Here is a 23,108-nt window from a genome sequence, read left to right as displayed (position 1 = left end):
GCGCGACAACCTAGACTCATGAGGGTGAGCACTCCACTGGCAGACCGCTTCGGAAGGATCGCCACCGACCTGCGCGTGTCGTTGACCGATCGCTGCAACCTGCGATGCCACTACTGCATGCCTGCGGAGGGCCTCGAATGGCTGCCCCGCGAGGAGGTTCTCACCGACGACGAGGTGGTCCGCCTGGTGCGGATCGCGGTCGAGGAGCTGGGCGTCACCGAGGTCCGGTTCACCGGCGGTGAGCCGCTGCTCCGCAAGGGCCTCGTGGACATCGTGCGCCGCACCAAGGCGCTCTCGCCGTCGCCGGAGGTCTCCTTGACCACCAACGGGCTGGGCCTGGCCCATGTGGCCGACGCGCTCGCCGACGCCGGACTCGACCGGGTCAACGTCAGCCTCGACACCGTGCGTCGCGACACGTTCGCGGAGATCACTCGGCGCGACCGGCTCGACGACGTCATCCACGGGCTCGACGCTGCGCAGCAGGCGGGGCTCACCCCGGTCAAGGTCAATGCGGTGCTGATGCGCGGCGTCAACGACGAGCAGGCTCCCGAGCTGCTCGGCTGGTGCCTCGAGCGCGGCTACCAGCTCCGGATCATCGAGCAGATGCCGCTGGACGCGCAGGGGGAGTGGCGGCGCGACGACATGGTGACCGCGGACGAGATCCTGGCCTCGCTCGCCTCGGCGTACTCCCTCGAGGTCAGCCCCACGCCACGCGGGAGCGCGCCCGCCCAGGAGTACGTCGTCGACGGCGGACCGGCCACCGTCGGGGTGATCGCCTCGGTGACCAGGCCGTTCTGCGGCGACTGCGACCGGGTGCGCCTGACCGCGGACGGCCAGATCCGCAACTGTCTGTTTGCTCGCGAGGAGTCCGACCTGCGCGCGCCGCTGCGCTCCGGCGCGGACGACGTCGAGATCGCCGAGCGGTGGGTGAAGGCCATGTGGGTCAAGCGCGCCGGCCACGGCATCGACGACGAGAGCTTCCTGCAGCCGACCCGCCCGATGTCAGCGATCGGCGGCTGAGTCCGCCTCATCGACGGACGCGGGCACGATCTCCTTGAGGAACCCGCGCGCCCGCAGGAAGTCCGAGAGCGAGTCGCGGTGCTCAGGGCAGGCCAACCATGTCTTGCGCCGATCCGGGGTGTGCAGCTTCGGGTTGTTCCAGCGGAGCTCGAAGGACGCGGGCGCAGTGCAGCCGCGCGCCGAGCAGATCATCGGCTCGGTCACTCGATCTCCTTGTGGTCCGGGCCCTCGAACGGGTCGCCCGGCAGGATCGGGCTGGCCCTGTTGGCCATCACCACGGCGACGTACGGGAGCAGGAACGAGGCCACGATCAGGATGCCGCACAGCCACGGGATGTGCCGGGCGAAGACGGCGCCGATGAAGCACAGGGTGCGGATCGTCATCGAGATGATGTAGCGCTTCTCGCGATGGTCGATGTCGGCCTTGGGGCTCTCTGCGGCCGTCGTGATGCGGGCAACCTCCTCATGCCTGCGATCCCGCGCCATGCTGTCCAGAGTACGTCGTGGCAGGGTGGTTCCCGTCAGGGCGTCACCACCCCCACGAGGAGCACCGATGTCGAACCGCACCTACCGCGTCACCGAGATCGTCGGAACCTCACCCGACGGGATCGAACCGGCCATCCGCAACGGCGTCCAGCGAGCCTCCGAGACGCTCCGCCATATCGACTGGTTCGAGGTGACCCAGGTCCGCGGGCAGGCCAAGGACGGCACCGTCGAGCACTTCCAGGTCGGCCTGAAGATCGGGTTCCGCCTCGAGGACGACGCGTCGCTGTCGGATTGAGCCCGACAAGAGCAAGCTCGGGCCGGCCTCGCTCGTTTCGCGTGATCGGCGCTGCGCGCCTCAACGCTCGCTCGCTCGGCACGGACACGAGCAAGCTCGGTCCGGCCTCGCTCGTTTCGCGTGATCGGCGCTGCGCGCCTCAACGCTCGCTCGCTCGGCACGGACACGAGCAAGCTCGGTCCGGCCTCGCTCGTTTCGCGTACCCCTCGGTAATCACTAGCGTCGGGGCACGTGGACACGACGGGCAGATCGGTGCTGGTGACCGGCGGCAACCGCGGCATCGGCCGTGCGACAGCAGAGGCGTTCCTCGCTCAGGGCGACAGGGTCGCGGTGACGAGCCGCAGCGGTGACGCGCCCGAGGGTGCGTACGCAGTCGCCTGCGAGCTCACCGACCCCGCGTCGGTGACCGCCGCGTTCGACAGCGTCGAGGAGCACCAGGGGCCCGTCGAGGTGCTGGTGGCCAATGCAGGCATCACCCGCGACACCCTGCTGCTCCGGATGTCCGAGGACGACTGGTCGGTGGTCCTCGAGACCAACCTCACCGGCACCTACCGGCTGGTGAAGCGAGCCGCGAAGGGCATGCTCCGGATGCGTCGTGGCCGGATCGTGCTGGTGTCGAGCGTCGTCGGGCTACTCGGCTCCCCGGGGCAGGTGAACTACGCGGCCTCGAAGGCGGGCCTGGTCGGGATGGCGCGCTCGATCGCCCGCGAGCTCGGCAGCCGTGGCATCACGGCGAACGTGGTCGCTCCCGGTTACGTCGAGACCGCGATGACGGACGCACTCCCCGAGGAGCAGAAGACGGCGTACCGCGCGCAGATTCCACTGCAGCGGTTCGCGACGACGGACGAGATCGCCGGCGCGATCACCTGGCTGGCGTCGGAACAGGCGGGCTACGTCACCGGAGCGGTCATCCCGGTGGACGGCGGACTGGGAATGGGGCACTGACATGGGCATCCTCGACGGCAAGAACATCCTGGTGGCCGGTGTCACCATGGACAGCTCGATCGGATTCGCGGTCGCCAGGGTCGCCCAGGAGCAGGGCGCGAACGTGGTGATCTCCAACTTCGGGCGGGCGATGGGCATCACCCGGCGGATCGCGAAGCGGCTGCCCACCGAGCCTCCGGTGCTCGAGCTCGACGTCACCGACGAGGAGCACCTCGAGCGGCTTCCCGCGCTTCTCGGCGAGCACTTCGACCACCTCGACGGGGTCGTGCACTCCATCGCCTTCGGCAACCCCGAGACGCTGCTGGGGGGCAAGTTCCTCGAGGGTCCCTGGCCCGACGTGGCCCAGGCGGTGCAGGTCTCGGCGTACTCCCTGATGTCACTGACCCGCGCCTGCCTGCCGATGATGAGCGCCGGCGGCGCCGTGGTCGGGATGACCTTCGACGCCACGGTGGCCTGGCCGGCGTACGACTGGATGGGCGTGGCCAAGGCCGGGCTCGAGTCGTGCTCGCGCTACCTCGCGCGCGACCTCGGGCCGCAGGGGATCCGGGCCAACCTCGTCAGCGCCGGACCGCTCAAGACGCTGGCCGCCAAGGCGATCCCCGGCTTCGAGGACCTCGACGAGGGCTGGGCGGGTCGGGCGCCGCTCGGCTGGGACAACGCCGACCAGACCCCGACCGCCAGGGCCGTCGTCGCGCTGTTGTCCGACTTCTTCCCGGCCACGACCGGCGAGATCGTGCACGTCGACGGCGGCTACCACGCGATGGGCGCCTGAGGACCGACCCGCGACGACCGTGCGCGATGTCGCGTACGCCGGGTCTGTGGGGCCGATGCCCACGTCGGGGCGGTGATGTCCGCATGCCCGCAGGAGCCCGCACGTAATAGCGTGACCCGGTGACGTCGCTGGTGGAGCTCCGCGTGCTGGAGGGCCCCAACCTCTACTTCCCGCGCGCCGCGATCAAGGTGACCGTCGACGTCACCGAGTGGGCGGGCGCTGACGTCGACCCGTTCGCGGCGCCGACGCTGATGCGGCGGCTGGCCGGAACGGTCCGTGAGCTCGCCAACCGGGCAGGCACCCACCGGCTCGCCGTACGGGTACGGCCGACGCGGGACCCGCACGTCTTCGTGGTGGCCTACCCGTGGCGACACCGCGACCGGGCACGGGCCCTGGGTGAGGCGGTGGCCGCGGTCCTGGACGGCAGCAGCGTGGAGGCGGCAGCCGCCGAGGTCACCCGCACGCTGCCCGGTCCTGCTCCGACGACGATCCGGCCGCGGGTCCCCGTGGTCGCGGTCACCGGCACGAACGGCAAGACGACCACCAGCCGGATGATCGCCCACATCGCTCGGACCGAGGGCCACCTGGTCGGGTGGTCCAACACCGACGGCGTGTACGTCGACGGCGTCCTGGTCGAGCCCGGCGACTACTCGGGACCGTCCGGGGCGGGCCGGGTGCTCGCCCACCCGGAGGTGGACTTCGCGGTCACCGAGACCGCCCGCGGTGGGATCCTCCTCAAGGGCATCGGGGTGCTGTGGAACGACGTCTCGGTGGTCACCAACGTCACCGCAGACCACCTCGGGCTGCAGGGCATCGACACGGTGGATCAGTTGGCCGAGGTCAAGTCGGTGGTGCCTCGGATCACCCGGAGGGCCGGCTGGGCGGTACTCAACGCCGACGACCCCCGCGTGCTCGCGATGCGCGCGGTCACCAAGGCGCGTCCATGGCTGTTCACCCGCGACCCGGACTCGCCCGCCGTCCGCGAGGTGCTGAACGCCGGCGGACGGGCCACCACCGTGGTGGACGGCTGGATCGTGGTCCGGGACCCGGGGGTCGAGCCACTGCTGGAGCTCGCCGACGTGCCGATGACGCTCGCGGGCCTCTCGCACTTCAACGTCGAGAACGCGCTGGCGGCGACGTCTGCCGCGCTGGCGGCCGGGATCGGGTCCGAGCACGTGGTGGCCGGGCTGCGGTCGTTCCGACCCGATGCCGAGCACAACCCCGGGCGGATGAACGTGTTCAGCCTCGACGGACGCACTGTCGTCATGGACCTCGCGCACAACGAGGCCGGGCTGGCCGCGCTCGTCGAGATCCTGCGCGGCCTGCGTACGGCGGGCGGGAGGCTGCTGCTCGGACTCGGTGCCGTCGGCGACCGCACCGACGAGCTCGTCGAGATGCTGGGCGAGATCGGGGCGCGCGACTCCGACGAGGTCGTGATCGGGCACAAGGAGCACTATCTCCGCGGCCGGACCACGGAGGAGCTCGACGCCCTGTTCCGGGCCGGTGCTGCACGGGTGGGGGTCGGGGAGGTGCCGGCGTACCCGACCGAGCTCGCCGCCCTGCAGGAGCTGGTACGGCGGTCCCGCCCCGGCGACGTGATCGGGCTGATGTGCCACGCCGAGCGCGAGCAGGTGCACCAGTGGATCATCGACCAGGGCGGGACCGCCGACGCGCCGGAGGTCCTGCGCGAGAAGGTGCGAGCCGCGACCGGCGGCACGGACGTGCCCCGGTCGGCGATGCCCCAGATCGATGTGCCCCGCAATGATGTGCCCTAGCGTTGGCCCGTGCCGGAACTGCTCGCTCGCTCGTCCCCGCGCGGACGGCTCACCCTTGCCACGGTGACGCTGGGCTCGGGGGTCGCCCTGCTCGACGGCACGGTGGTCAATGTCGCGGTGAAGTGGATCGGCGTCGACCTGCACGCCTCCCTGGCTCAGGTGCAGTGGGTAGTGACCGGCTACCTGCTCAGCCTCGCGGCGCTGATCCTCGTCGGCGGCTCGTTGGGTGACCGGATCGGCCGGCGGCGTGTCTACACCCTGGGGGTGGCCGGGTTCGGGGTGCTCAGCGGGCTGTGCGCGCTCGCCCAGACGCCGACCCAGCTGATCGTGCTGCGCGTCTTCCAGGGCGTCTTCGCGGCGCTCCTGACGCCGGGCTCGCTGGCCATCCTGCAGTCCAGCTTCCGGCCCGAGGACCGCGCGTGGGCGATCGGACGGTGGGCGGGGGTCTCCGGGATCGCTGCGGCACTCGGCCCCGTGGTCGGCGGCTACCTCATCGACCACGGCGGCTGGCGCTGGATCTTCGTGTTGAACCTCCCCATCTGCGCCCTCGTGCTCTGGCTGGCGCGGTTCGTCCCGGAGTCCCGCGACGAGTCCCGCGCCGGTCGGTTCGACATCGCCGGTGCGGCGGCCGGTGTCGCGCTGCTCGGCGCCGCCACCTACGCATCGACGTCATGGCGGACCCTGCCGGGCAGCGTGAGCGCCGTGGTGCTGGCGGTCGCTGCGGCCTCGGCGTACGCCTTCGTGCGGTTGGAGCGGCGACCCGGCTCGATGGTGGACCTCGGCCTGTTCGCCTCACGGGTCTTCTCCGCGGCGAACGGGATGACGTTCCTGGTGTACGGCGCCCTCGGAGCCGGTCAGTTCCTGCTCGCGCTGCAGCTGCAGGTGACATCGGGCTACGGGCCGGTGGAGGCGGGGGTCGCCTCTCTGCCGATCGTGCTCGCCATGTTGCTGCTCTCCTCGCGCTTCGCGGTGATCTCCCAGCACACCGGGCCGCGGATCTGGATGAGCGTGGGCCCGGTGGTGTGCGCGGTCGGCTATCTCCTGCTGGCAGGAGTCGGCGCAGATGCGCCGTACTGGAGCCGAGTCTTCCCGGGGATCAGCATCTTCGCGTTCGGGCTGAGCATGCTGGTCGCCCCGCTCACCGCTGCGGTGCTGGCTGCCGCGCCGGACCGCCAGGCCGGCCTGGCCAGCGGGATCAACAACGCGGTGGCGCGGACCGGTTCGCTGATCGCCGTCGCCGCGATCCCGGCGCTCGTCGGGCTGGCCGGCGCCGACTACCACCGCCCCGGGAGCCTCACCGCGGGGTACCAGCGCGGCCAGGTGGTGTGCGCCCTGCTGTTGCTCATCGGCGGTGTGGTGTCATGGTTCGGGCTCCGTGAGCACGGTGTGCGGCAGACTCTGACCACGATGACGGGAGACTCATGACGACCACCACCTCCGGTGACCAGAGCCGGTTGGCCATGCTGATCGACGCGGACAACACCTCACCCAAGCAGGTCCGCGAGATGCTCGAGGAGCTCGCCCGCTACGGCGCGCTGACGGTACGGCGCGCCTACGGCGACTGGACGACCCAGCAGCTGGCCGGGTGGAAGGACCACCTGCTCGCGCACGCGATCTCGCCGATCCAGCAGTTCGCCTACACCACCGGAAAGAACGCGACGGACTCCGCGCTGATCATCGACGCGATGGACCTGCTCTACTCGGGCAACGTCGAGGGCTTCGTGATCGTCTCGAGCGACAGCGACTTCACGCGGCTGGCGACCCGGCTCAAGGAGTCGGGGATGAAGGTCTACGGGGTCGGCCAGCGCAAGACCCCGAAGCCGTTCGTCGAGGCCTGCGACCAGTTCACCTACCTCGAGAACCTCACTCACGAGGCTGCGGTGGACCCGACTCCCGCGGCCGACGGTGCCTTGGAGAGCCTGGTCACCAAGGCGCTCAACCAGACCGCCCGCGACGACGGCTGGTCGCCTCTCGGCGAGATCGGCAGCTACCTGATCAAGAGCCAGCCCTCGTTCGACTCGCGCAGCTTCGGGTTCGGCAAGCTCAGCGACCTGGTCAGCTCACTGGGCTACGTCGAGGTCAAGTGGTCGGGCGACGCCCCCGGACGCGGCCAGCTGTGGGCGCGGCCCAAGGCACGGCGCAAGGCGACCGGAGAGACCGGCCGCGGCGCGGGCAGGGCAAGCAAGGCGCCAGGCACCAAGGCAGCCGGTGCAAGGACCGCCAAAAAGGCGAGCGCACGTACGGACTGATCAGTCCCGCGGTGTGTAGTCGGGGTCGCCCACCGGTGCCTCGTCGTACGCCGCCGAGCCGGCGTGGGCCTGCCGCGACCAGTTCTCCAGCTCCGCCATCACTGCCGCGTGCTTGTCGACGCAGACGACGACGAGGTCACCTCGGTTGGCGCGCGCCATGGCGTGCCGCACCGCCTCGATCTCCTCGAGGATCACCTCGACCTGCTTGCACCGGCCACCGGCGTCCATCCTGAGCCGCACGCCCTCGGCGACAAGTGCCGCTGTGTCGCCGCGCTCGCGGCCACGCAGCGCGACGTCCTCGCGGACGACCACGACGTCGAAGTGCTGGGCGGCAACCTCCCCCAGCTCACGCATGTCCTCGTCACGACGGTCGCCTGCCGTGGCGATCACGCCGATCCGGGAGGGCTTGCCCAGATCGCTGGCAGAGTCGAGGCTCTCACCCACACGGTCGACGAAATCGCCGAGCATGCGCATCCCGGGCGCGTTGTGGCAGTAGTCGACGATCACGTTGACGCCGTTCACCTCGACCTCGTTGAGCCGGCCGGGGGAGAGGTAGTAGCTCGTGGAGAACGTGCGCAGCCCCTGTCGGATGTCGTGCAGCGGGGCACCCGAGGCGAAGGCGGCCGCTGCCGCGGCGAGCGAGTTCTGCACGTTCATCCGGGCCCGGCCGCCGAAGGTGGCGGGCAGCAGGTGCGTCCAGGCGAGCTGCATGTCACGGCGGCCGTGCCGGACGACGATCATCTCGCCACGCTCGGTCGACTCCAGGACGAGCGCCTTCCCACCGCGACGGCAGTGCGCGTCGATCAGGTCCCGGACCTCGGCGCCCTCCGGTGTGTCGCGCTGGGCCATGGAGAACCACACGACCTGCCCCGAGCAGCGCCGGCGCATCTCACGGACGAGTGGGTCGTCCGCATTGAGCACGGCGTGTCCGTCGCGTGGCACCGCTTCGACGAGGACCGCCTTGACGTCGGCCAGCTGCTCGACGGTGTCGATTCCACGCAGGCCGAGGTGGTCGGGCTGCACGTTGAGCACCACCGCGACGTCGTTCCGCTCGTAGCCCAGGCCCTCGCGGAGGATCCCGCCGCGGGCGACCTCGAAGACGGCGAAGTCGACGCGAGGGTTCTGCAGCACCATCCGGGCGCTGCGCGGTCCGGACGCATCGGCACGGATCACCAGCCGCTCATCGATGACCACGCCGTCGGTCGAGGTCATGCCGACCTTGCGCCCCATCCCCTTGAAGATGTGGCTGATCATCCGTGCGGTGGTGGTCTTCCCGTTGGTGCCGGTGACGGCGACGATCGGGATCCGCGCCGGGGTGCCGGGCGGGAAGAGCATGTCGACCACGGGCTTGGCGATGAACTGCGGCTCGCCGATCGTGGGATGGGTGTGCATCCGGAATCCCGGGGCCGCGTTGACCTCGCAGATCGCACCGCCGGTCTCCCGGACGGGTTGGGTGATGTCGGGGCAGATGAAGTCGATGCCGGCGATGTCCAGCCCGATCATCCGTGCCGCCTCCTCGGCGACCTCCACGTTCTCGGGGTGCGCCTCGAAGGTGCGGTCGATCGAGATGCCTCCGGTGGACATGTTCCCGGTGAGGGCGAGCTTGACGACCTCGCCCTCGGCGGGCACTGACTCCAGGGTGTGCTTCTGGCCGGCGAGCACGTCCAGGGCCGCATCGTCGACCTTGATCCGGGTGAGCACCTTCTCGTGCCCGACGCCGCGCCGCGGGTCGGCGTTGGTCAGGTCGACCAGCTGCTGCACGGTGCTGGTCCCGTCACCGGTCACCGAGGCCGGCACCCGCTCGGCGATCGCGACCATCCGGCCGTCGATGATCAGACAGCGGTAGTCCTTGCCGGTGATGAACGACTCCACCACCACCGAGCCCCGCCGGGACTGCTCCTGGGCGATCGGGAACGCGTTGCGCACCCCGTCCGCGTCGACGAGGTCCAGGCAGACTCCGCGACCGTGGTTCCCGTCGAGCGGCTTGACCACGACCGGGTAGCCGATCCGCTCGGCCATCCGGACCGCCTGGTCGGCGCTGCGCACCGTCTCCTGGCGCGGCACGGGGAGCCCGGCGGCACCCAGCAGCCTGGTGGTGAGGTCCTTGTCGCTGGCGATGTCGACCGCGATCGAGCTCGTCTCGGAGGTCATCGTGGCGCGGATCCGCTTGGCGTGCACGCCCTGGCCCAGCTGGACCAAGGAGTACTGGTTGAGCCGCAGCCATGGGATGTCCCGGGACACCGCCTCGTCGAGGATCGCCTGGGTCGACGGCCCGAAGGCGGTGCGCTCGGCTCGCAGGATGAATCGCTCGCGCTCGTCCTCGAAGTCGAACTCGGGATCCGGACGGACCAGGTGGTTCACGAGGCGTACGGCGAGGCGACCAGCGGTCAGACCGACCTGCTCGTCGACGTACCCATAGATCACGTGGTAGCGACCGGGATGGCCCTTGACCTGCCGAGTCTTGCCGCGCCGGATGTCGTGGCCGACCTCCTGCTGGAGCGCCAGGGCGGCGTGTTCGGCGACGTGGCCGAGCCAGGTGCCCTCGTTGAGCCGTTCGACGAAGCCGCCCCGGCGGCCGCGGGAGCAGGAGTGCTCGCGCAGGCCGGGCAATGCGGCCAGCAGGTTGTCGGTGAAGCCGGGAATCGTGTTGGTCGGGAACGACTCCAGGCTGCCGAGATCGACGACGAGGTGGATCGCCTGCTCGTAGGACCAGATGTTCGCGCCGCGGTAGACGCGGGTCTCGACGATCTCAAGGTCGGGCTCGGGCTTGTCGGCCATGTCAGGAGGCTCCCTTGCTGCGTCGGGCGAGTCGGCGGCGGAGCGCCGAGGGCGAGGTGTCGGCGGCGGCCACGTCACGGACCAGGCGACGCAGGTCGCCTCTCGCCTCGACGTGCTCGGCGGCCTCCTCCGCGCCCGCGCCGCGATCGGCGCCGTCGGTCACCAGCAGGCGGGCGTCGAGGTCGAAGCTGCTGCCGGACGGCAGCGCGTGCAGAACGACGCCGGAGGCCAGGATCGGCCGGCGTCCGGGTGCCTCGTACGCATTGGTGACCATCCGCGCCGGGTCGAGAACGGTCACCGAGCCCCGCCCGGCGACGGTGAGCGTGCGGCTGCCGGCGGAGTGGGTCACCACCGCGGCGGTGTCCTCGTCGATCCCGATGCCGAGCAGCTGGGGGCTCTGGCTGACGATCATCAGGAGCCGGCCGTAGCGGTTGCGCTGGTCGAAGTGCTGGTCGACCACCACGCCCTCGAGCAGGCCGAGGCCGGCTGCGACCTGGGTCATCCGTTGCTTCGGGGTCGCCCCGCCCGGACCGAAGGCCACCATGTGGCTGCTCTGGATGCTGGCTCCCGCGGACGTGCCCCCGACGGTGACCCCACGCAGGTGCGCCACCTTGATCGCCTCTCCGAGGGGAGTTCCGCAGACCACCGCGGAGAGCTTGAGCTGGTTCCCGCCGGTCATGAAGATGCCGGTCGCCTGCTCGAGCAGGTCGACGTACGCCGGCGACGAGGCGTCATCCCGGGAGCCCGGTCGAACCGGGATCACCTCCGCGACGCCGAGCTTGGCGAAGACCGCGTCGTACACCTCGACGACCTCGTCGCCCAGCGACGATGCGGTCGGGATCAGCGCGATGCGGGCATCGCTCCCACCACTGCGGGACACGAACTCGCGGAGCACCGTGCGTCGGTGGAGCTTGTCCTCGGCGCCGCCGATCACCACCAGGTCTCCCCGTCGGGGAGCCTCGGGATCGGCCTCGCCTGGGTTGCTCATGACAGACAACCTAAGGGATGTCACAGTTGCCCTGTGAGGGCGGAGCAGAGGCGTTTGGTGGTGATGCGTCATGCCAAGGCGGAGGGCTTCGCGCAGGACGACCATGCGCGGGTACTGACGGAGCGCGGACGACGTGACGCGGTCGAGGCCGGGCTATGGCTGGCGTCGACCGGGACGGTGCCCGACCACGCGTTCGTGTCGTCGGCGGCCCGCACGGTGGGGACCTGGGAGTCCCTCGCGCACGGGCTGCGCAGCACGGCGGAGGTGGTGATCGACGACGGGCTGTACTCGGCGAGCCCCGAGACGGCGCTCGAGCTGCTGCGCACGGCGCCGCTCGACGCGCGGTGCGTGGTGTTCGTCGGCCACAACCCGACGGCGGCCTATCTCGCACACATGCTGGACGACGGTGAGCCCGATGCGGCCGCGTTCCGCGACATGAGCGAGGGCTATCCGACCTCCGCGCTCACCGTGCTGGACGTGCCCGTGGCGTGGGCCGACCTCGATGAGGGGACGGCGCATATCGCTGCCTTCCACATCGGCCACGGCGGCACGCCGGCGGTCACCTGAGCCGGGAGCCGGCTCGGCGGCCGGTTCGGGCTCAGTCGAGCGGCGGTGCCGGCGTCGTGATCCCGGCCGCGGCATCGGCGGCCTCGATCTCCTCGCGGGTGATGCCGAGCAGGTACATGATCGCGTCCAGGTAGGGGACGTTGACCGCTGTGGGCGCCGCCCTCTGGACCATCGGCTTGGCATTGAAGGCGATTCCGAGGCCCGCCGTGTTGAGCATGTCGAGGTCGTTCGCCCCGTCGCCGATCGCGATGGTGGCGGCGAGTGGCAGGCCCAGCTGCTCGGCGAAGCGGCGCAGCGCCGCCGCCTTCCCGGCCCGGTCGACGATGTCACCCACCAACCGGCCGGTGAGCCGCCCGTCGACGACCTCGAGCTCGTTGGCGGCGGCGTAGTGGATGCCGAGGTCCGCAGCGAGTCGGTCCGTGATCCGGGTGAACCCTCCGGAGACGATGGCGAATCGGTAGCCGAGCCGCTTCAGCGTGCGCACGGTGGTGCGCGCGCCCGGGGCCAGCACCAATTCGTCGTACACCTGGTCCAGGGCGGACTCGGGAACGCCCTCGAGCAGTGCAACCCGGGAGCGCAGGCTCTCAGCGAAGTCGAGCTCGCCGTTCATCGCTGCGCTGGTGACCGCGGCGACCTCCGCCTCGCAGCCGGCGTGCGCGGCGATCATCTCGATGACCTCGCCCTGGATCAGGGTGGAGTCGACGTCCATCACGATGAGTCGCATCCCGCGCCGCAGCAGGTTCGCGGGCTGGACAGCGATGTCGACGCCCTGGCGCGCCGCCTCGGCAGCGAGGAGTGGGCGCAGCCGGTCGGTGTCGGTGCCCGAGACGTGCAGGTCGATCGCGGTCACCGGGTAGCGGGCCATCCGCTCGATCCGGTCGATGTTGGCGCCGGTGTCGGCGATCCGGCCGGTGATCGCGGCGACCGCCGCCGACGGCAGCGGGGTGCCCAGCACGGTCACGTGGCTGCGTCCCTGGGGACGCGCGCGGTTGTCGCCCGAGCCGGGCTGCACCTCCAGGCTCATGTCGAGCGCGGTGGCCACCTCCTGGAGAGCATCACGCAGCCGCTGCCAGTCCCGCGGTGCACTGACCAGGAGCCCCAGGACGAGCCGGCGGCGCAGCACGATCTGCTCGATGTCGAGCACATCGACCCCGAACCGCGCGAGGGTGTCGAAGGCGAGCGACGTCACCCCCGGCCGGTCCTTGCCGGTGAGGGTGACCAGCAGCGTGCTGGGGCCTTGGTGGGTGGGGCTCATGACGGAGCGAGGCTATCGGGACGACGGCCCGAGGTGGTCGCCGACCAGGTTTCCGGTCGGGTGGGCGCCGGCCCGGACGCGTCATCGGCAGGCGGCGACCAGTGCCCGGCGTGCCGCCCGGTCCAGGTCGACCAGGGCGGCACGGCGGGCGTCTGCCTCCATGGCGGTCACCGCACCGGGCTCGACCCGTCTGGCCAGGTCGACGATGTCGAGGCAGAGCAGCGCGCGTTCGACAGTCTCGATGCGCCGGCCGTCGTACGTCCTGGGCAGCGGTGGTGGTGGCCGGTGTCTCAGGTTCATGAGGGCATCGGGGATCTCCGGCTGCCAGGTGGCCACGTCCAGGGCGACCAGACAGGCGGTCACGTCGAGGAGTGTCTGTCGCAGGACCAGTGCAGCCTCGTCAAGGTCAACCCACGGAGCGGCCGCAGCAGGGGAGCAGCGCCACTCCACGGCGGAGCCCACCTGGACAGGGACCAGGCCCAGACCGACGGCCTCGACGAGCACCGCCTCACCGGCGTCGACGGCAGCGGCGTTGAAGTGCACCGGTCCGCCGAGGCCGATCGGGTCACCGGGCACCGGCAGTGCTGCGCTGAAGCCGGTGGCACCGGCCCGGCGCAGCGCCCCGAGCGCGAGGCCGAGAGGCTCGGCACCGTCGGTACCGGGCATCGCGACCACCACCTGGTGCTCGGGGCCCAGGCCTGACAACAGGTCGTCGAGCGCGGCCTCGCCCCTGATCCAGGCGCCCGCCCATGCTGCGAGCAGCGGTGCGCGAGGAAGCGTCTGGCTCATCCCGCGAGGGTAGGGCGAGTCGCCGCTGTGTCGCACCTGCGGCCGGTGGCGGGCCGGTAGGTTGGGCGCATGATCGCAGTGCTCGAGCTCGAGGACGTCACCGTCCGCCGTGGCGCCAACACACTGCTCGACCGGGTCAGCTGGGTCGTCGAGGAGGACGAGCGCTGGGTGGTCCTCGGCGCGAACGGGGCCGGCAAGACGACCTTGGTGCAGGTCTGCTCCGCGCAACTGCACCCCAGCGAGGGCCATGCCGCGATCCTCGGCGAGGAACTCGGGGCGGTCGACGTCTTCGAGCTCCGGCCCCGAATCGGCTACACCAGCGCCGCGGTCGCCGAGCGGATCCCGCGCGACGAGCGGGTCGGCGACGTGGTCGTCTCGGCGTCGTACGGCGTCGTGGGGCGCTGGCGCGAGCACTATGACGAGCTGGACCACGATCGTGCCCGCGAGCTGCTCGTGGAGGTGGGCGCAGGGCACCTGACCGACCGCACCTTCGGCACCCTCAGCGAGGGCGAGCGCAAACGTGTGCAGATCGCCCGTGCCCTGATGACCGACCCCGAGCTGCTCATCCTCGACGAGCCGGCGGCCGGACTCGACCTGGGCGGGCGCGAGGACCTGGTGTCCACGTTGTCGGTGCTCGCGAACGATGAGATGTCGCCGGCGACGGTGCTGGTCTCCCATCACGTCGAGGAGATCCCGCCGGGCTTCACGCACGCGCTGATGCTCCGACAGGCAGGCGTCGTTGCCGCGGGTCCGTTGGACGAGGTCATGACCCCGGAGCTGCTCTCGGCGACCTTCGGGATGCCCCTGCAGGTGGCCCACGAGGATGGGCGGTACGCCGCGCGACGCCGGGTCAGCAAGCACCACCCATGACTGGGTAGGCTCACGTCATGGGCTGGGTCGGGGATCATGCGTGGGAGACCTGGCTGATCGCCGCCGGTGTGCTCGCCGTCCTCGAACTGGTCAGCCTGGACCTGATCTTCATCATGCTCGCCGGCGGGGCGCTGGTGGGCGGGGTGGCGGCCGCGCTGCACGCCCCCGGGGCGGTGGCGGTGCTGCTCGCGCTGGCGACCGCGGTCGGGCTGCTGGCCGTGCTTCGGCCCGGGGTGGTGAAGTCCTTGCACCGCGGCCCGAACCTGCGCACCGGCACGGACGCCCTGATCGGCACCCGGGCCACCGTGCTGAGCGGGCTGACCGCTCACGCGCCCGGCCGGGTCAAGATCGGCGGCGAGGAGTGGACCGCGCTGCCGTACGACGAGGGCGACACGATCGCGGCGGGCGAGATCGTCGACGTCGTGCAGATCAAGGGAGCCACGGCGTACGTTCTCCGTGTGCAGAGCATCGGTAACTAGGGAGTCCTCGTGGTTGTAGGCATCGTCTTCGCTGTCCTCGCGCTGGTGGTGATCGTCGTGCTTGCGAAGACGATCAGGATCATCCCCCAGGCACGGGCCGGCATCGTCGAACGGTTCGGCAAGTACCGCGCGACGCTGTCTCCGGGCCTCAACATCGTCACGCCCTTCGTCGACCGGGTGCGCTATGTCATCGACATGCGCGAGCAGGTGGTGTCGTTCCCGCCGCAGCCGGTGATCACCGAGGACAACCTGGTGGTGTCGATCGACACGGTGATCTACTTCCAGGTGACCGACTCGGTGGCGGCGACCTACGAGATCGCCAACTACATCTCCGCAGTGGAGCAGCTCACCATGACCACGCTGCGCAACATTGTCGGTGGGATGGACCTCGAGCAGGCTCTGACCAGCCGGGACGAGATCAACAACCGGCTTCGTGGCGTCCTTGACGAGGCCACGGGGAAGTGGGGCATCCGGGTCAACCGGGTGGAGCTCAAGGGCATCGACCCGCCGCCGTCGATCAAGGACTCGATGGAGAAGCAGATGCGCGCCGACCGTGACAAGCGGGCAGCGATCCTCACCGCGGAGGGCCAGCGGCAGTCCTCGATCCTCACCGCCGAGGGCAACAAGCAGGCCGCGATCCTGACCGCCGAGGGCGACCGTGAGGCGCTGATCCTCCGGGCCCAGGCGGAGCGGGAGTCCGCGATCCTGCGCGCGCAGGGCGAGGGACAGGCCATCCAGACCGTCTTCCAGGCGATCCACGACGGCCAGCCCGACCAGGCCCTTCTCGCCTACCAGTACCTCCAGATGATGCCGAAGATCGCCGAGGGGGACGCCAACAAGGTGTGGGTGGTGCCCTCCGAGATCACCAAGGCACTGGAGGGTCTCGGCTCGGCGGTGCACGAGGTCGCCGGGATCCCGCAGCACACCGGTGGACCGCGGGTCCGGGTGGACATGGGCCCCACGGAGCCCCTGACCGTGCAGGACCCGACGCTGTCGAACGCCAACGAGGCGGTCAAGGAGGCGATCGCCGCGGCCGAGGAGTCGGCCGGGACAGATCCGCACCTGCCTCGTCGTGAGCCTGCCGTCGATGCCCCGGACGAGGCGGCCGGGAGCGACGCCGCCGAATGATCGACACCGCCTGGGAGGCGGTCGCTGTCCTCCTGGCGGGCACAGCAGCCGGCACGATCAACACCGTCGTCGGGTCCGGCACCCTGGTCACGTTCCCGACGCTGCTCGCCGTAGGCCTGCCCCCGGTGGCCGCGAACGTGTCGAACACCGTCGGTCTGGTTCCCGGCTCCGTCTCGGGTGCCTGGGGCTACCGTCGCGAGCTGCGCGGGCAGCTGTCGCGGATGCGATGGCTGATCCCGGCCAGCACGCTGGGCGGGATCCTCGGCGCGGTGCTGTTGCTGGTGCTGCCGTCCTCGGCGTTCAAGGAGATCGTCCCCGTTCTGATCGGGCTCGGCGTGGTTCTCGTGGTCCTGGGCCCCTGGATCGGCCGGCACGTGCACGCGCACGAGGGCCGCAACCACTGGGTGTGGCCGGCGGTGTTCGGGACCGGCGTGTACGGCGGCTACTTCGGGGCCGCCCAGGGCGTGCTGCTCATGGCCGTCTTCGGCATCGGGGTCGCGGACACCATGCAGCGCCACAACGCGCTGAAGAACGTGCTCGCGGCGCTCGTGAACGGCGTCGCCGCGGTCGTGTTCATCGCGGTCGCGCACGTCGACTGGCGCGCCGTCGGGCTGCTCGCGGTGGGCTCGGTCGTCGGGGGACAGATCGGAGCCACCGTCGGGCGGCGGCTCCCACCTGTCGTGCTGCGCGGCGTGATCGTGGTGGTGGGGGTCGTCGCGATCGTCTCGTTCGTGGCCTGAGCGGCCGTGTCCACCCTGGTCAGTCGGTGCTGGAGAGCGCGCGGAACGCAGCGACCAGCCGGGCATCGCGCACCGGCAGTTCCACCCGTCGATAGATCCACAGCAGCAGGTCGGCCGCGTCGGCCCGAACCGTCGGCGCCTCGGAGCCCGGCTCCCAGAGGAGTGCCGCGCCTGGTCCCGCCTGGCGCACCGTCCAGGAGTTGCCGGTGTCCTGGGCTTCGAGGGTGAACGCGCCGGGGAGGGTGGCGCCGATCCGGGCTGCGTCGTCGGCATCGGCCAGCGAGCAGGTCAGGAACTCCTCGACGGCGTCGGCAGCAGCGGCCGGCTCCATGGACCACGCGGCGCCCGTCGCGTGAGCGGCGTCCCAGTGGTGCACGGCCGCCTCCTGCACCTGGTGGCGGGTGATGAAGCCGATGTCCTGGCGTGGCGGATACCAGGTCCAGACATGGGCGGACTGGTCTGCCGAGCGCAGCACGTCGACCAGGTGGGCCACACCGGTGAGGAACGAGGGCACCAGGTGATCGCTGTCGACAGGAGGCGGCTCGGCGAAGTCCGGCGGACGGGTCAACCGGTGCTCGGCGATCGCCCCCCAGAAGCGATGCACCGCGCTGACATGCCGGACCAGATCGGCCACGTCCCAGCTCGGGCAGTGCTCGACAGCTGCGGCGAGGTCGCGCCGGGCCACCCGGGCGAGCCAACGACTGTGCTGCTCGATGGCGGTCAGGCACTGGGAGGTGGACAGAGACATTCGTCCGATCCTGGGGCGGCGGTCAGCCGGCCGCGACGGACCGACCGCCGCGGGAGAGCAGTCCGGCCAGGCCGGCCGCGACCGCCAACACCGCCGGAGCGGTGAGGAACCCGCTCGTCGAGGTGGTCACGCTCCCGGACCGCCCGGCCTCGACACCGGCGTAGGCATCGGCGGCGTCCACGGCGACCCCGAGTGCGGTGAGAGCTCGACGGGAGCGCCCCCGCGCGAGGACCGTCGCCAGACCGAGGGCGACCTCGCGGGAGCCGAACATCCGGCTCATGTACGGCAGTTGCGGGTTGCCCGGGAGGTCGAGGCGGAACAGCTTCGCCGCGAGCTCGGGAGAGGCGAGGGCCGTCGCACCGATGGCGATGCGGCCGAGGGACAGTCCGGTGACGGAGTTCATGACCCGAACCTACGCGAACGGCCGTGGCGGGTGCATCGGGCGATCACCGATCGACGTACGCCGCGCAGAACCGGTCCACCTCGTCGAAGACGACCTTGCGCACCGGCTCGGCGGAGAGCATCACCTCGTGGATGGCTCCCGCGATCATCGCCACGGTGACGTGGCGGCCGATCAGCGGGGCCCGGCGCCGGATCTGCTCGACATCGAGCACGACGTCGGTGGTGCGCAGAGAGGCGTCGTCGATGGAGGTCGGGTGTCCGCTGCGTGACGAGCACAGCACCAGTACCGGAACAGGTACGTCAAGTCCCCGCGCGAGCCGCGCCTGCCCGCGCAGGACCGCGCGCAGCCAGCCGGCGTGGATCGGGAACGACTCGACCGGCTTCATCGCCAGGTCGAACTCCCACTCGCCCTGGTGGTCGCGGTGCAGCGCCCGAGTGTAGAACCCGTCGGCCTTGCGCGGGATCTCGTAGAGCGGCTGGAGCCGTCCGAGCAGCGCGATGGCCGGCGCACCGACTCGACGGAGCAGGGCTCCGCCCTGGAGGTCGAGCCACGGCGCGTTGAGCACCATCCCCTTCAGGGTTCCGGCCATCGCTTCGCGTCGGCGGTCCACCCACAGCGGCACGGTCAGCCCGCCGGTGGAGTGCGCGCTGAGCACCACGTGGTCGTGCTCGCGGGTGATCTCCTCCCAGGCGAGGTCGAGCTCCTCGTCGTACTCCGCCAGGTCGGCGACGTAGCCCTTGCGCTGGTGAGGTCCCATGGACCGTCCGTAGCGGCGCAGGTCGAGAGCATAGAAGTCGTAGCCGAGGCTCACCCAGTGGTCCGCGGCGGCGGTGTTGAAGAAGTAGTCCGAGAACCCGTGCACGGAGAGCACCGCCCTGCGTGTCGCGGTGGCCGCTCGTCGCCGCACCAGGGTGGCAGTCAACTCGCCGTCCGCATCCGGGGCGAGGGTGAAGGTGGTGCTCCGGTAGGGCTCCCCGAGGACGTCGGTCCGGTAGGCCGGCTCAGTGGGCATAGGTGCCGTGGATGATCGCGCGCCCGGCGGTCTTGAACGCCAGGTTGAACGACATCACCGCAGGCGAGGCGTCCGCGTCGATGCCGAGGGTGTCCTCGTTCACGGCGTGCACCACGAAGAAGTATCGGTGGACCTGGTCGCCCGGCGGGGGAGCAGCGCCCATGAACGCGTGCTGGCCGCCGTCGTTGCGGAGCATGAAGGCATTGCCTGGCAGGTCGGCTCCTTGCGCGCCGGCGCCGGAGTCGAGCGAGGTGACATCGGCGGGCAGGTCGACGAGCGCCCAGTGCCAGAACCCGCTCGGTGTGGGCGCATCGGGGTCGAAGCAGGTGACCGTGAAGCTCTTGGTGCCCTCGGGGGCGCCGCTCCAGGACAGCTGCGGCGACGTGTTCCCGGCGTCGGCGACCTGGTCGTCCTTCAGCGGCTGTCCATCGGTCACGTCGGCGCTGGTCACGGTGAACGAGGGCACCGCCGGCAACAGGGTGTAGGGGTCCGGGTGGACCGGGCGATCGAGCGTCATGGGGCCAACCTAGTCCGAGGGGTGAACTCCCGTCACCCGCCGATGGGTCGGGGTCGGCCAAGATGGGCGGGTGACTGACTTCGCGACGTACCCCTCGGGTCTGCGGCTGGCCGGACGCAAGGTCGTGGTGGTGGGCGGAGGCCACGTCGCACAGCGCCGGGTACCCGCGCTGGTCGCCGCCGGCGCCGACGTGTATGTCGTCTCCCCGTCCGTGAGACCGGCACTCGAAGGCCTGGCCCTTGCGGGCGAGGTGACCTGGGTGGAGCGTGCCTTCGAGGAGTCCGACCTCGACGCCGCGTGGTACGTCGTCGCGGCGACCGACGTACCTGAAGTGAACCTTGCCGTCGGCGACGCCGCCGAGGCACGGCACACCTTCTGCGTGCGCAGCGACGACGCTGCAGCGGCCACGGCGTGGACTCCGGCCGTCGGTCGGCACGACGAGGTCACCGTCGCCGTGCTCGGTGACGGAGGCGAGCGGATCGACCCGCGACGCACGGCGGCGCTGCGGGACGCGGTGCTGCACGGCCTGCGCGAGGGAGCGCTGAGCTCGCCCTCGACTCGATCGACGCTGCAACCCGGCGAGGCGGTGCCGGGGGTGATCCTCGTCGGTGGTGGCCCCGGCGACCCCGACCTGATCTCGGTCGCCGGGCGGCGGGCGCTGATGGGTGCCGACGTGGTGGTGGCGGACCGGCTCGCCCCGCGCGAGCTGCTCGGCGACCTGCCCGAGGACGTCGAGCTGATCGACGTGGCCAAGTTGCCGCGGGGTCGGTCCGCACAGCAGGTCGAGATCAACCGGCTGATCGTCGACCGGGCCCGGGAGGGCAAGCGGGTGGTCCGGTTCAAGGGCGGTGACAACTTCGTCTTCGGTCGGGGCTTCGAGGAGGTGATCGCCTGCCGCGAGGCGGGCGTCCCGGTGACGGTCATCCCGGGGATCAGTTCGCCCATCGCGGTGCCCGCGATCGCCGGTATCCCGGTGACGCATCGCGGCATCACCCACGAGTTCACGGTGATCTCCGGCCACCTGCCGCCGGGCGATCCCGGCTCCTTGGTGGCCTGGGACGCGCTGGCCCGGACGCGTGGCACGCTCGTGCTGATGATGGCTGTGCAGAACGCCCCGCAGATCGCCGAGGCGTTGCTGGCAGGGGATCGGGCAGCGAGCACGCCGGTGGCCGTCGTGTGCGACGGCAGCATGCCCACCGAGCGCACGGTGCTGAGCACGCTGGGGGAGCTCGCGGCCGACCTGGTCGCCCATGCCGTCCGGCCCCCCGCGATCATCGTGATCGGCGACGTCGTGGCGGTTGCGCATCCGGAGCGGTACGCCGTCGGTGGCTGAGCTCGTCGAGGTCACGGACCCGGCAGACCCCCGGCTGGCCGACTATCGCGACCTGCGCGACGTACGGCTGCGGCAGAGCCTGGAGGCCGAGCACGGGCTGTTCCTCGCCGAGGGCGAGAAGGTCGTCCGGCGCGCCGTCGAAGCGGGCTTCGCGGCACGGTCCTTCCTGATGGCGCGTCGTTGGCTACACGGACTGGTCGACGTCCTCGACAGCTCCGACGCCCCCTGCTACGTCGTCTCCGAGGAGCTCGCCGAGCAGGTCACCGGGTTCCACGTGCACCGCGGCGCCCTGGCGTCGCTGCATCGCCGGCCGCTGCCGTCCGTCGACGAGGTGCTGGCCCACGCCCGCACCGTCGTGGTGCTCGAGGACGTGGTGGACCACACCAATGTCGGTGCGATCTTCCGCTCGGCGGCCGCTCTGGGTGTGGACGCCGTGCTGCTCGCGCCGCGGTGTGCGGACCCGCTCTACCGACGGGCGGTCAAGGTGGCGATGGGAGCGGTCTTCGCACTTCCCTGGACCCGCGTCGGCGACTGGTACGACGCGCTTCCCGATCTGTCCCGCCGGGGCTTCACCACCGTCGCCCTCACACTGGCCGAGGGGGCCATGCCTGTCGAGCAGGCGCTGGCCGGCGTCGATCGACTCGCGCTCGTTGTGGGGACGGAGGGTCACGGTCTCTCCCCACGCTGGACGGACGCGGCCGACCGCTGCGCGGTCATCCCGATGGGGGCCGGGATCGACTCGCTCAACGTCGCCGCGGCCACGGCGGTGGCCTGCTACGTCGCGCGGACGCGATAGGGCTCGAGATCCTGCTCCTTCAGCTCCAGGCCGAGGCCCGGGCGCGAGCGGTCCGGACGGAGCACGCCGTCCGGCTCCGGTGAGATCACCCCGTCGAAGGCCAGGCCCTCGATCCGGATGTGGTCATGGAAGTACTCCAGGTGGCGCAGGTGCCAGATCGCCGTGCCGACGTGCGCGCTGACCTGGGGCGCGCAGTGCAAGGAGAGGTCGAGCGACCTGGCGTCGCACAGTGCTGCGACACGCAGCACCCCGCTGACCCCGAGCGCGCGGGTCACGTCGGCCTGGAGGCAGTCGACCGCGCCCGCGGCGAGCATCGCCTCGAAGTAGGGCAGGTGGTAGCCGTACTCCCCGGCGGCGACGTCCATGCCGGCCGGGCCCCGGTCGCGGAGCAGCCGCAGCCCCTGGAGGTCGTCGGAGCTCACCGGCTCCTCGAGCCAGCGCACGTCGTGCTCGGCGAAGCGCTCCGCCCAGACGAGCGCCTGTTTGCGACTGTAGGCACCGTTGGCGTCGACGAACAGCTCGACGTCGGGTCCGATCGCATCCCGGGCGACCCCGAGCCGGTGCTCGTCGCGGGACGGGTCGCGACCGACCTTCATCTTCACGCGCGGGATGCCGGCCGTGGCCCAGTTCGAGAGCTGCTCGGCCAGCTGGTCGTCGTCGTACGACGTGAAGCCGCCGCTGCCGTAGACCGGCGTACCGTCGTGCACCGCCCCGAGTGCGACCGGCAACGACACACCCAGCAGTCGGGCGTGCAGATCCCACAGCGCCACGTCGACCGCCGAGATCGCTTCCGCGACCAGGCCGGGCTTGCCGAGGTTGCGCACCTGGTGCTGCATCTCGGCCCAGCGCGCCACCGGCGTGAGCGCGTCCTGCCCCTGCACGACGTCGGCGAGCTTCCCCGCGACGACCTGGGCGGCAGCCGCGCCTGCATAGGTGTAGCCCAGACCTGTCTCGCCACCGGCATGTGCCCGGACCACGACCAGGGTGGTCGAGTCCCACTCGAGGGTGCCGTCGGACTCCGGGGCGTCGGTCGGGATCGTGTACGCCGACGCCTCGAGCGACTCGATGCTCACTTGGTCCGCCACGCGACTGCTCACCCGGACCTCCTTCTCCGACTGCACGGATACGTCGTGTTACGACGCGTTTTGTGGTGGTGCCCTCGGG

25 protein-coding genes are annotated in these 23,108 nt (G+C 71.0%); 14 read left to right on the top strand and 11 right to left on the bottom strand.

Features of this window, described 5'->3' with window-relative positions; genetic code table 11:
- The first annotated feature begins 18 nt into the window (after positions 1-18).
- A complete protein-coding gene (gene moaA / locus Q9R13_RS02905) occupies positions 19-1,020 on the top strand; it encodes a GTP 3',8-cyclase MoaA (protein ID WP_310963558.1) in 1,002 nt (333 codons plus the stop codon).
- On the opposite strand, the gene Q9R13_RS02900 is transcribed toward moaA, so the two are convergent.
- The gene (locus Q9R13_RS02900) at positions 1,003-1,212 is read right to left on the bottom strand and encodes an acetone carboxylase (protein WP_310965022.1); all 210 of its coding nucleotides are present in this window, start codon (positions 1,210-1,212) and stop codon (positions 1,003-1,005) included. The genes moaA and Q9R13_RS02900 overlap by 18 nt on opposite strands.
- 8 nt (positions 1,213-1,220) lie before the next feature.
- On the bottom strand, positions 1,221-1,505 hold the full coding sequence (locus Q9R13_RS02895) for a DUF3099 domain-containing protein (RefSeq protein ID WP_310963557.1): 285 nt from the start codon (positions 1,503-1,505) through the stop codon (positions 1,221-1,223).
- 67 nt (positions 1,506-1,572) lie between these two features.
- Between Q9R13_RS02895 and Q9R13_RS02890 the strand changes: the two genes are divergently transcribed.
- The 6 genes from Q9R13_RS02890 to Q9R13_RS02865 all read left to right on the top strand — a co-directional run bounded on the left by Q9R13_RS02890 (position 1,573) and on the right by Q9R13_RS02865 (position 7,541).
- The gene (locus Q9R13_RS02890) at positions 1,573-1,800 is read left to right on the top strand and encodes a dodecin (RefSeq protein WP_310963556.1); all 228 of its coding nucleotides are present in this window, start codon (positions 1,573-1,575) and stop codon (positions 1,798-1,800) included.
- 231 nt (positions 1,801-2,031) lie between these two features.
- Entirely contained in the window at positions 2,032-2,745 is a 714-nt protein-coding gene (locus tag Q9R13_RS02885) for a beta-ketoacyl-ACP reductase (RefSeq protein ID WP_310963555.1), read from the top strand.
- A 1-nt stretch (position 2,746) separates the two neighbouring features.
- Positions 2,747-3,517: an enoyl-ACP reductase FabI gene (fabI, locus tag Q9R13_RS02880; protein WP_310963554.1), complete on the top strand. Its 771-nt coding sequence runs from the start codon at positions 2,747-2,749 to the stop codon at positions 3,515-3,517.
- 119 nt (positions 3,518-3,636) lie between these two features.
- The gene (locus Q9R13_RS02875; RefSeq protein ID WP_310963553.1) at positions 3,637-5,292 is read left to right on the top strand and encodes a Mur ligase family protein; all 1,656 of its coding nucleotides are present in this window, start codon (positions 3,637-3,639) and stop codon (positions 5,290-5,292) included.
- Positions 5,293-5,301: 9 nt separating this feature from the next.
- A complete protein-coding gene (locus Q9R13_RS02870) occupies positions 5,302-6,717 on the top strand; it encodes an MFS transporter (protein WP_310963552.1) in 1,416 nt (471 codons plus the stop codon).
- Positions 6,714-7,541 (top strand): NYN domain-containing protein, encoded by an 828-nt coding sequence (locus Q9R13_RS02865; RefSeq protein ID WP_310963551.1) that lies wholly within the window; start codon positions 6,714-6,716, stop codon positions 7,539-7,541. The genes Q9R13_RS02870 and Q9R13_RS02865 overlap by 4 nt, the downstream gene beginning before the upstream one ends.
- Here Q9R13_RS02865 and cphA read toward each other — a convergent pair whose 3' ends face one another.
- Together cphA and Q9R13_RS02855 are read right to left on the bottom strand one after the other, a co-directional pair.
- A complete protein-coding gene (gene cphA, locus Q9R13_RS02860) occupies positions 7,542-10,319 on the bottom strand; it encodes a cyanophycin synthetase (protein ID WP_310963548.1) in 2,778 nt (925 codons plus the stop codon).
- 1 nt (position 10,320) lies between these two features.
- On the bottom strand, positions 10,321-11,307 hold the full coding sequence (locus Q9R13_RS02855) for a cyanophycinase (RefSeq protein WP_310963547.1): 987 nt from the start codon (positions 11,305-11,307) through the stop codon (positions 10,321-10,323).
- A gap of 60 nt (positions 11,308-11,367) precedes the next feature.
- Here Q9R13_RS02855 and Q9R13_RS02850 point away from each other — a divergent pair, with 60 nt between their 5' ends.
- Complete coding sequence (locus Q9R13_RS02850; RefSeq protein ID WP_310963545.1) at positions 11,368-11,874, top strand: SixA phosphatase family protein; 507 nt, start codon at positions 11,368-11,370, stop codon at positions 11,872-11,874.
- Between the two features lie 31 nt (positions 11,875-11,905).
- Here Q9R13_RS02850 and serB read toward each other — a convergent pair whose 3' ends face one another.
- Together serB and Q9R13_RS02840 are read right to left on the bottom strand one after the other, a co-directional pair.
- Complete coding sequence (serB, locus tag Q9R13_RS02845) at positions 11,906-13,129, bottom strand: phosphoserine phosphatase SerB (RefSeq protein ID WP_310963544.1); 1,224 nt, start codon at positions 13,127-13,129, stop codon at positions 11,906-11,908.
- An 81-nt stretch (positions 13,130-13,210) separates the two neighbouring features.
- Positions 13,211-13,918, bottom strand: coding sequence for a hypothetical protein (locus Q9R13_RS02840; RefSeq protein ID WP_310963542.1), 708 nt, complete (start codon positions 13,916-13,918; stop codon positions 13,211-13,213).
- 69 nt (positions 13,919-13,987) lie between these two features.
- On the opposite strand from Q9R13_RS02840, the gene Q9R13_RS02835 reads away from it, so the two are divergent.
- Genes Q9R13_RS02835 through Q9R13_RS02820 form a run of 4 tightly spaced genes read left to right on the top strand, consistent with a single transcriptional unit; the run spans position 13,988 to position 17,135 of the window.
- Positions 13,988-14,788 (top strand): ABC transporter ATP-binding protein, encoded by an 801-nt coding sequence (locus Q9R13_RS02835; RefSeq protein ID WP_310963541.1) that lies wholly within the window; start codon positions 13,988-13,990, stop codon positions 14,786-14,788.
- Positions 14,789-14,805: 17 nt separating this feature from the next.
- Positions 14,806-15,267, top strand: coding sequence for an NfeD family protein (locus Q9R13_RS02830; protein WP_310963540.1), 462 nt, complete (start codon positions 14,806-14,808; stop codon positions 15,265-15,267).
- A 9-nt stretch (positions 15,268-15,276) separates the two neighbouring features.
- A complete protein-coding gene (locus tag Q9R13_RS02825) occupies positions 15,277-16,395 on the top strand; it encodes an SPFH domain-containing protein (RefSeq protein WP_310963539.1) in 1,119 nt (372 codons plus the stop codon).
- Positions 16,392-17,135 carry a sulfite exporter TauE/SafE family protein gene (locus Q9R13_RS02820; RefSeq protein ID WP_310963538.1) on the top strand — a complete coding sequence of 248 codons (744 nt, stop codon included), beginning with the start codon at positions 16,392-16,394 and terminating at the stop codon, positions 17,133-17,135. The genes Q9R13_RS02825 and Q9R13_RS02820 overlap by 4 nt, the downstream gene beginning before the upstream one ends.
- A 19-nt stretch (positions 17,136-17,154) precedes the next feature.
- Here Q9R13_RS02820 and Q9R13_RS02815 read toward each other — a convergent pair whose 3' ends face one another.
- From Q9R13_RS02815 to Q9R13_RS02800, 4 genes are read right to left on the bottom strand one after another with little or no spacing between them, the layout of a single operon-like run.
- Positions 17,155-17,883 (bottom strand): maleylpyruvate isomerase family mycothiol-dependent enzyme, encoded by a 729-nt coding sequence (locus tag Q9R13_RS02815; protein WP_310963537.1) that lies wholly within the window; start codon positions 17,881-17,883, stop codon positions 17,155-17,157.
- 22 nt (positions 17,884-17,905) lie between these two features.
- On the bottom strand, positions 17,906-18,286 hold the full coding sequence (locus Q9R13_RS02810) for a DUF4267 domain-containing protein (RefSeq protein ID WP_310963536.1): 381 nt from the start codon (positions 18,284-18,286) through the stop codon (positions 17,906-17,908).
- Between the two features lie 43 nt (positions 18,287-18,329).
- On the bottom strand, positions 18,330-19,298 hold the full coding sequence (locus Q9R13_RS02805; RefSeq protein ID WP_310963535.1) for an alpha/beta hydrolase: 969 nt from the start codon (positions 19,296-19,298) through the stop codon (positions 18,330-18,332).
- Positions 19,288-19,815 carry a YbhB/YbcL family Raf kinase inhibitor-like protein gene (locus tag Q9R13_RS02800; RefSeq protein ID WP_310963534.1) on the bottom strand — a complete coding sequence of 176 codons (528 nt, stop codon included), beginning with the start codon at positions 19,813-19,815 and terminating at the stop codon, positions 19,288-19,290. Before Q9R13_RS02800 ends, Q9R13_RS02805 begins: the two co-directional genes overlap by 11 nt.
- Before the next feature lie 70 nt (positions 19,816-19,885).
- Between Q9R13_RS02800 and cobA the strand changes: the two genes are divergently transcribed.
- Complete coding sequence (gene cobA / locus Q9R13_RS02795; RefSeq protein ID WP_310963532.1) at positions 19,886-21,148, top strand: uroporphyrinogen-III C-methyltransferase; 1,263 nt, start codon at positions 19,886-19,888, stop codon at positions 21,146-21,148.
- On the top strand, positions 21,141-21,944 hold the full coding sequence (locus Q9R13_RS02790) for a TrmH family RNA methyltransferase (protein WP_310963531.1): 804 nt from the start codon (positions 21,141-21,143) through the stop codon (positions 21,942-21,944). The genes cobA and Q9R13_RS02790 overlap by 8 nt, the downstream gene beginning before the upstream one ends.
- Here Q9R13_RS02790 and Q9R13_RS02785 read toward each other — a convergent pair.
- Positions 21,923-23,041: an enolase C-terminal domain-like protein gene (locus Q9R13_RS02785; RefSeq protein ID WP_310963530.1), complete on the bottom strand. Its 1,119-nt coding sequence runs from the start codon at positions 23,039-23,041 to the stop codon at positions 21,923-21,925. The two genes, Q9R13_RS02790 and Q9R13_RS02785, sit on opposite strands and share 22 nt — an antisense overlap.
- Positions 23,042-23,108 lie beyond the last annotated feature (67 nt).

The sequence above is a fragment of the Nocardioides marmorisolisilvae genome, from assembly GCF_031656915.1.
Taxonomy (GTDB): Bacteria; Actinomycetota; Actinomycetes; order Propionibacteriales; family Nocardioidaceae; genus Marmoricola; species Marmoricola terrisoli.
This window is presented reverse-complemented; position numbering and strand designations above follow the sequence as displayed.

What these genes read in the sequence shown, in the direction of transcription:
- moaA (WP_310963558.1), top strand. Translation starts at nt 19, where the DNA reads ATGAGGGTGAGCACTCCACTGGCAGACCGCTTCGGAAGGATCGCCACC.
- Q9R13_RS02900 (WP_310965022.1), bottom strand. Translation starts at nt 1,212, where the DNA reads ATGATCTGCTCGGCGCGCGGCTGCACTGCGCCCGCGTCCTTCGAGCTC.
- Q9R13_RS02895 (WP_310963557.1), bottom strand. Translation starts at nt 1,505, where the DNA reads ATGGCGCGGGATCGCAGGCATGAGGAGGTTGCCCGCATCACGACGGCC.
- Q9R13_RS02890 (WP_310963556.1), top strand. Translation starts at nt 1,573, where the DNA reads ATGTCGAACCGCACCTACCGCGTCACCGAGATCGTCGGAACCTCACCC.
- fabI (WP_310963554.1), top strand. Translation starts at nt 2,747, where the DNA reads ATGGGCATCCTCGACGGCAAGAACATCCTGGTGGCCGGTGTCACCATG.
- Q9R13_RS02865 (WP_310963551.1), top strand. Translation starts at nt 6,714, where the DNA reads ATGACGACCACCACCTCCGGTGACCAGAGCCGGTTGGCCATGCTGATC.
- cphA (WP_310963548.1), bottom strand. Translation starts at nt 10,319, where the DNA reads ATGGCCGACAAGCCCGAGCCCGACCTTGAGATCGTCGAGACCCGCGTC.
- Q9R13_RS02855 (WP_310963547.1), bottom strand. Translation starts at nt 11,307, where the DNA reads ATGAGCAACCCAGGCGAGGCCGATCCCGAGGCTCCCCGACGGGGAGAC.
- serB (WP_310963544.1), bottom strand. Translation starts at nt 13,129, where the DNA reads ATGAGCCCCACCCACCAAGGCCCCAGCACGCTGCTGGTCACCCTCACC.
- Q9R13_RS02840 (WP_310963542.1), bottom strand. Translation starts at nt 13,918, where the DNA reads ATGAGCCAGACGCTTCCTCGCGCACCGCTGCTCGCAGCATGGGCGGGC.
- Q9R13_RS02835 (WP_310963541.1), top strand. Translation starts at nt 13,988, where the DNA reads ATGATCGCAGTGCTCGAGCTCGAGGACGTCACCGTCCGCCGTGGCGCC.
- Q9R13_RS02830 (WP_310963540.1), top strand. Translation starts at nt 14,806, where the DNA reads ATGGGCTGGGTCGGGGATCATGCGTGGGAGACCTGGCTGATCGCCGCC.
- Q9R13_RS02820 (WP_310963538.1), top strand. Translation starts at nt 16,392, where the DNA reads ATGATCGACACCGCCTGGGAGGCGGTCGCTGTCCTCCTGGCGGGCACA.
- Q9R13_RS02815 (WP_310963537.1), bottom strand. Translation starts at nt 17,883, where the DNA reads ATGTCTCTGTCCACCTCCCAGTGCCTGACCGCCATCGAGCAGCACAGT.
- Q9R13_RS02810 (WP_310963536.1), bottom strand. Translation starts at nt 18,286, where the DNA reads ATGAACTCCGTCACCGGACTGTCCCTCGGCCGCATCGCCATCGGTGCG.
- Q9R13_RS02805 (WP_310963535.1), bottom strand. Translation starts at nt 19,298, where the DNA reads ATGCCCACTGAGCCGGCCTACCGGACCGACGTCCTCGGGGAGCCCTAC.
- Q9R13_RS02800 (WP_310963534.1), bottom strand. Translation starts at nt 19,815, where the DNA reads ATGACGCTCGATCGCCCGGTCCACCCGGACCCCTACACCCTGTTGCCG.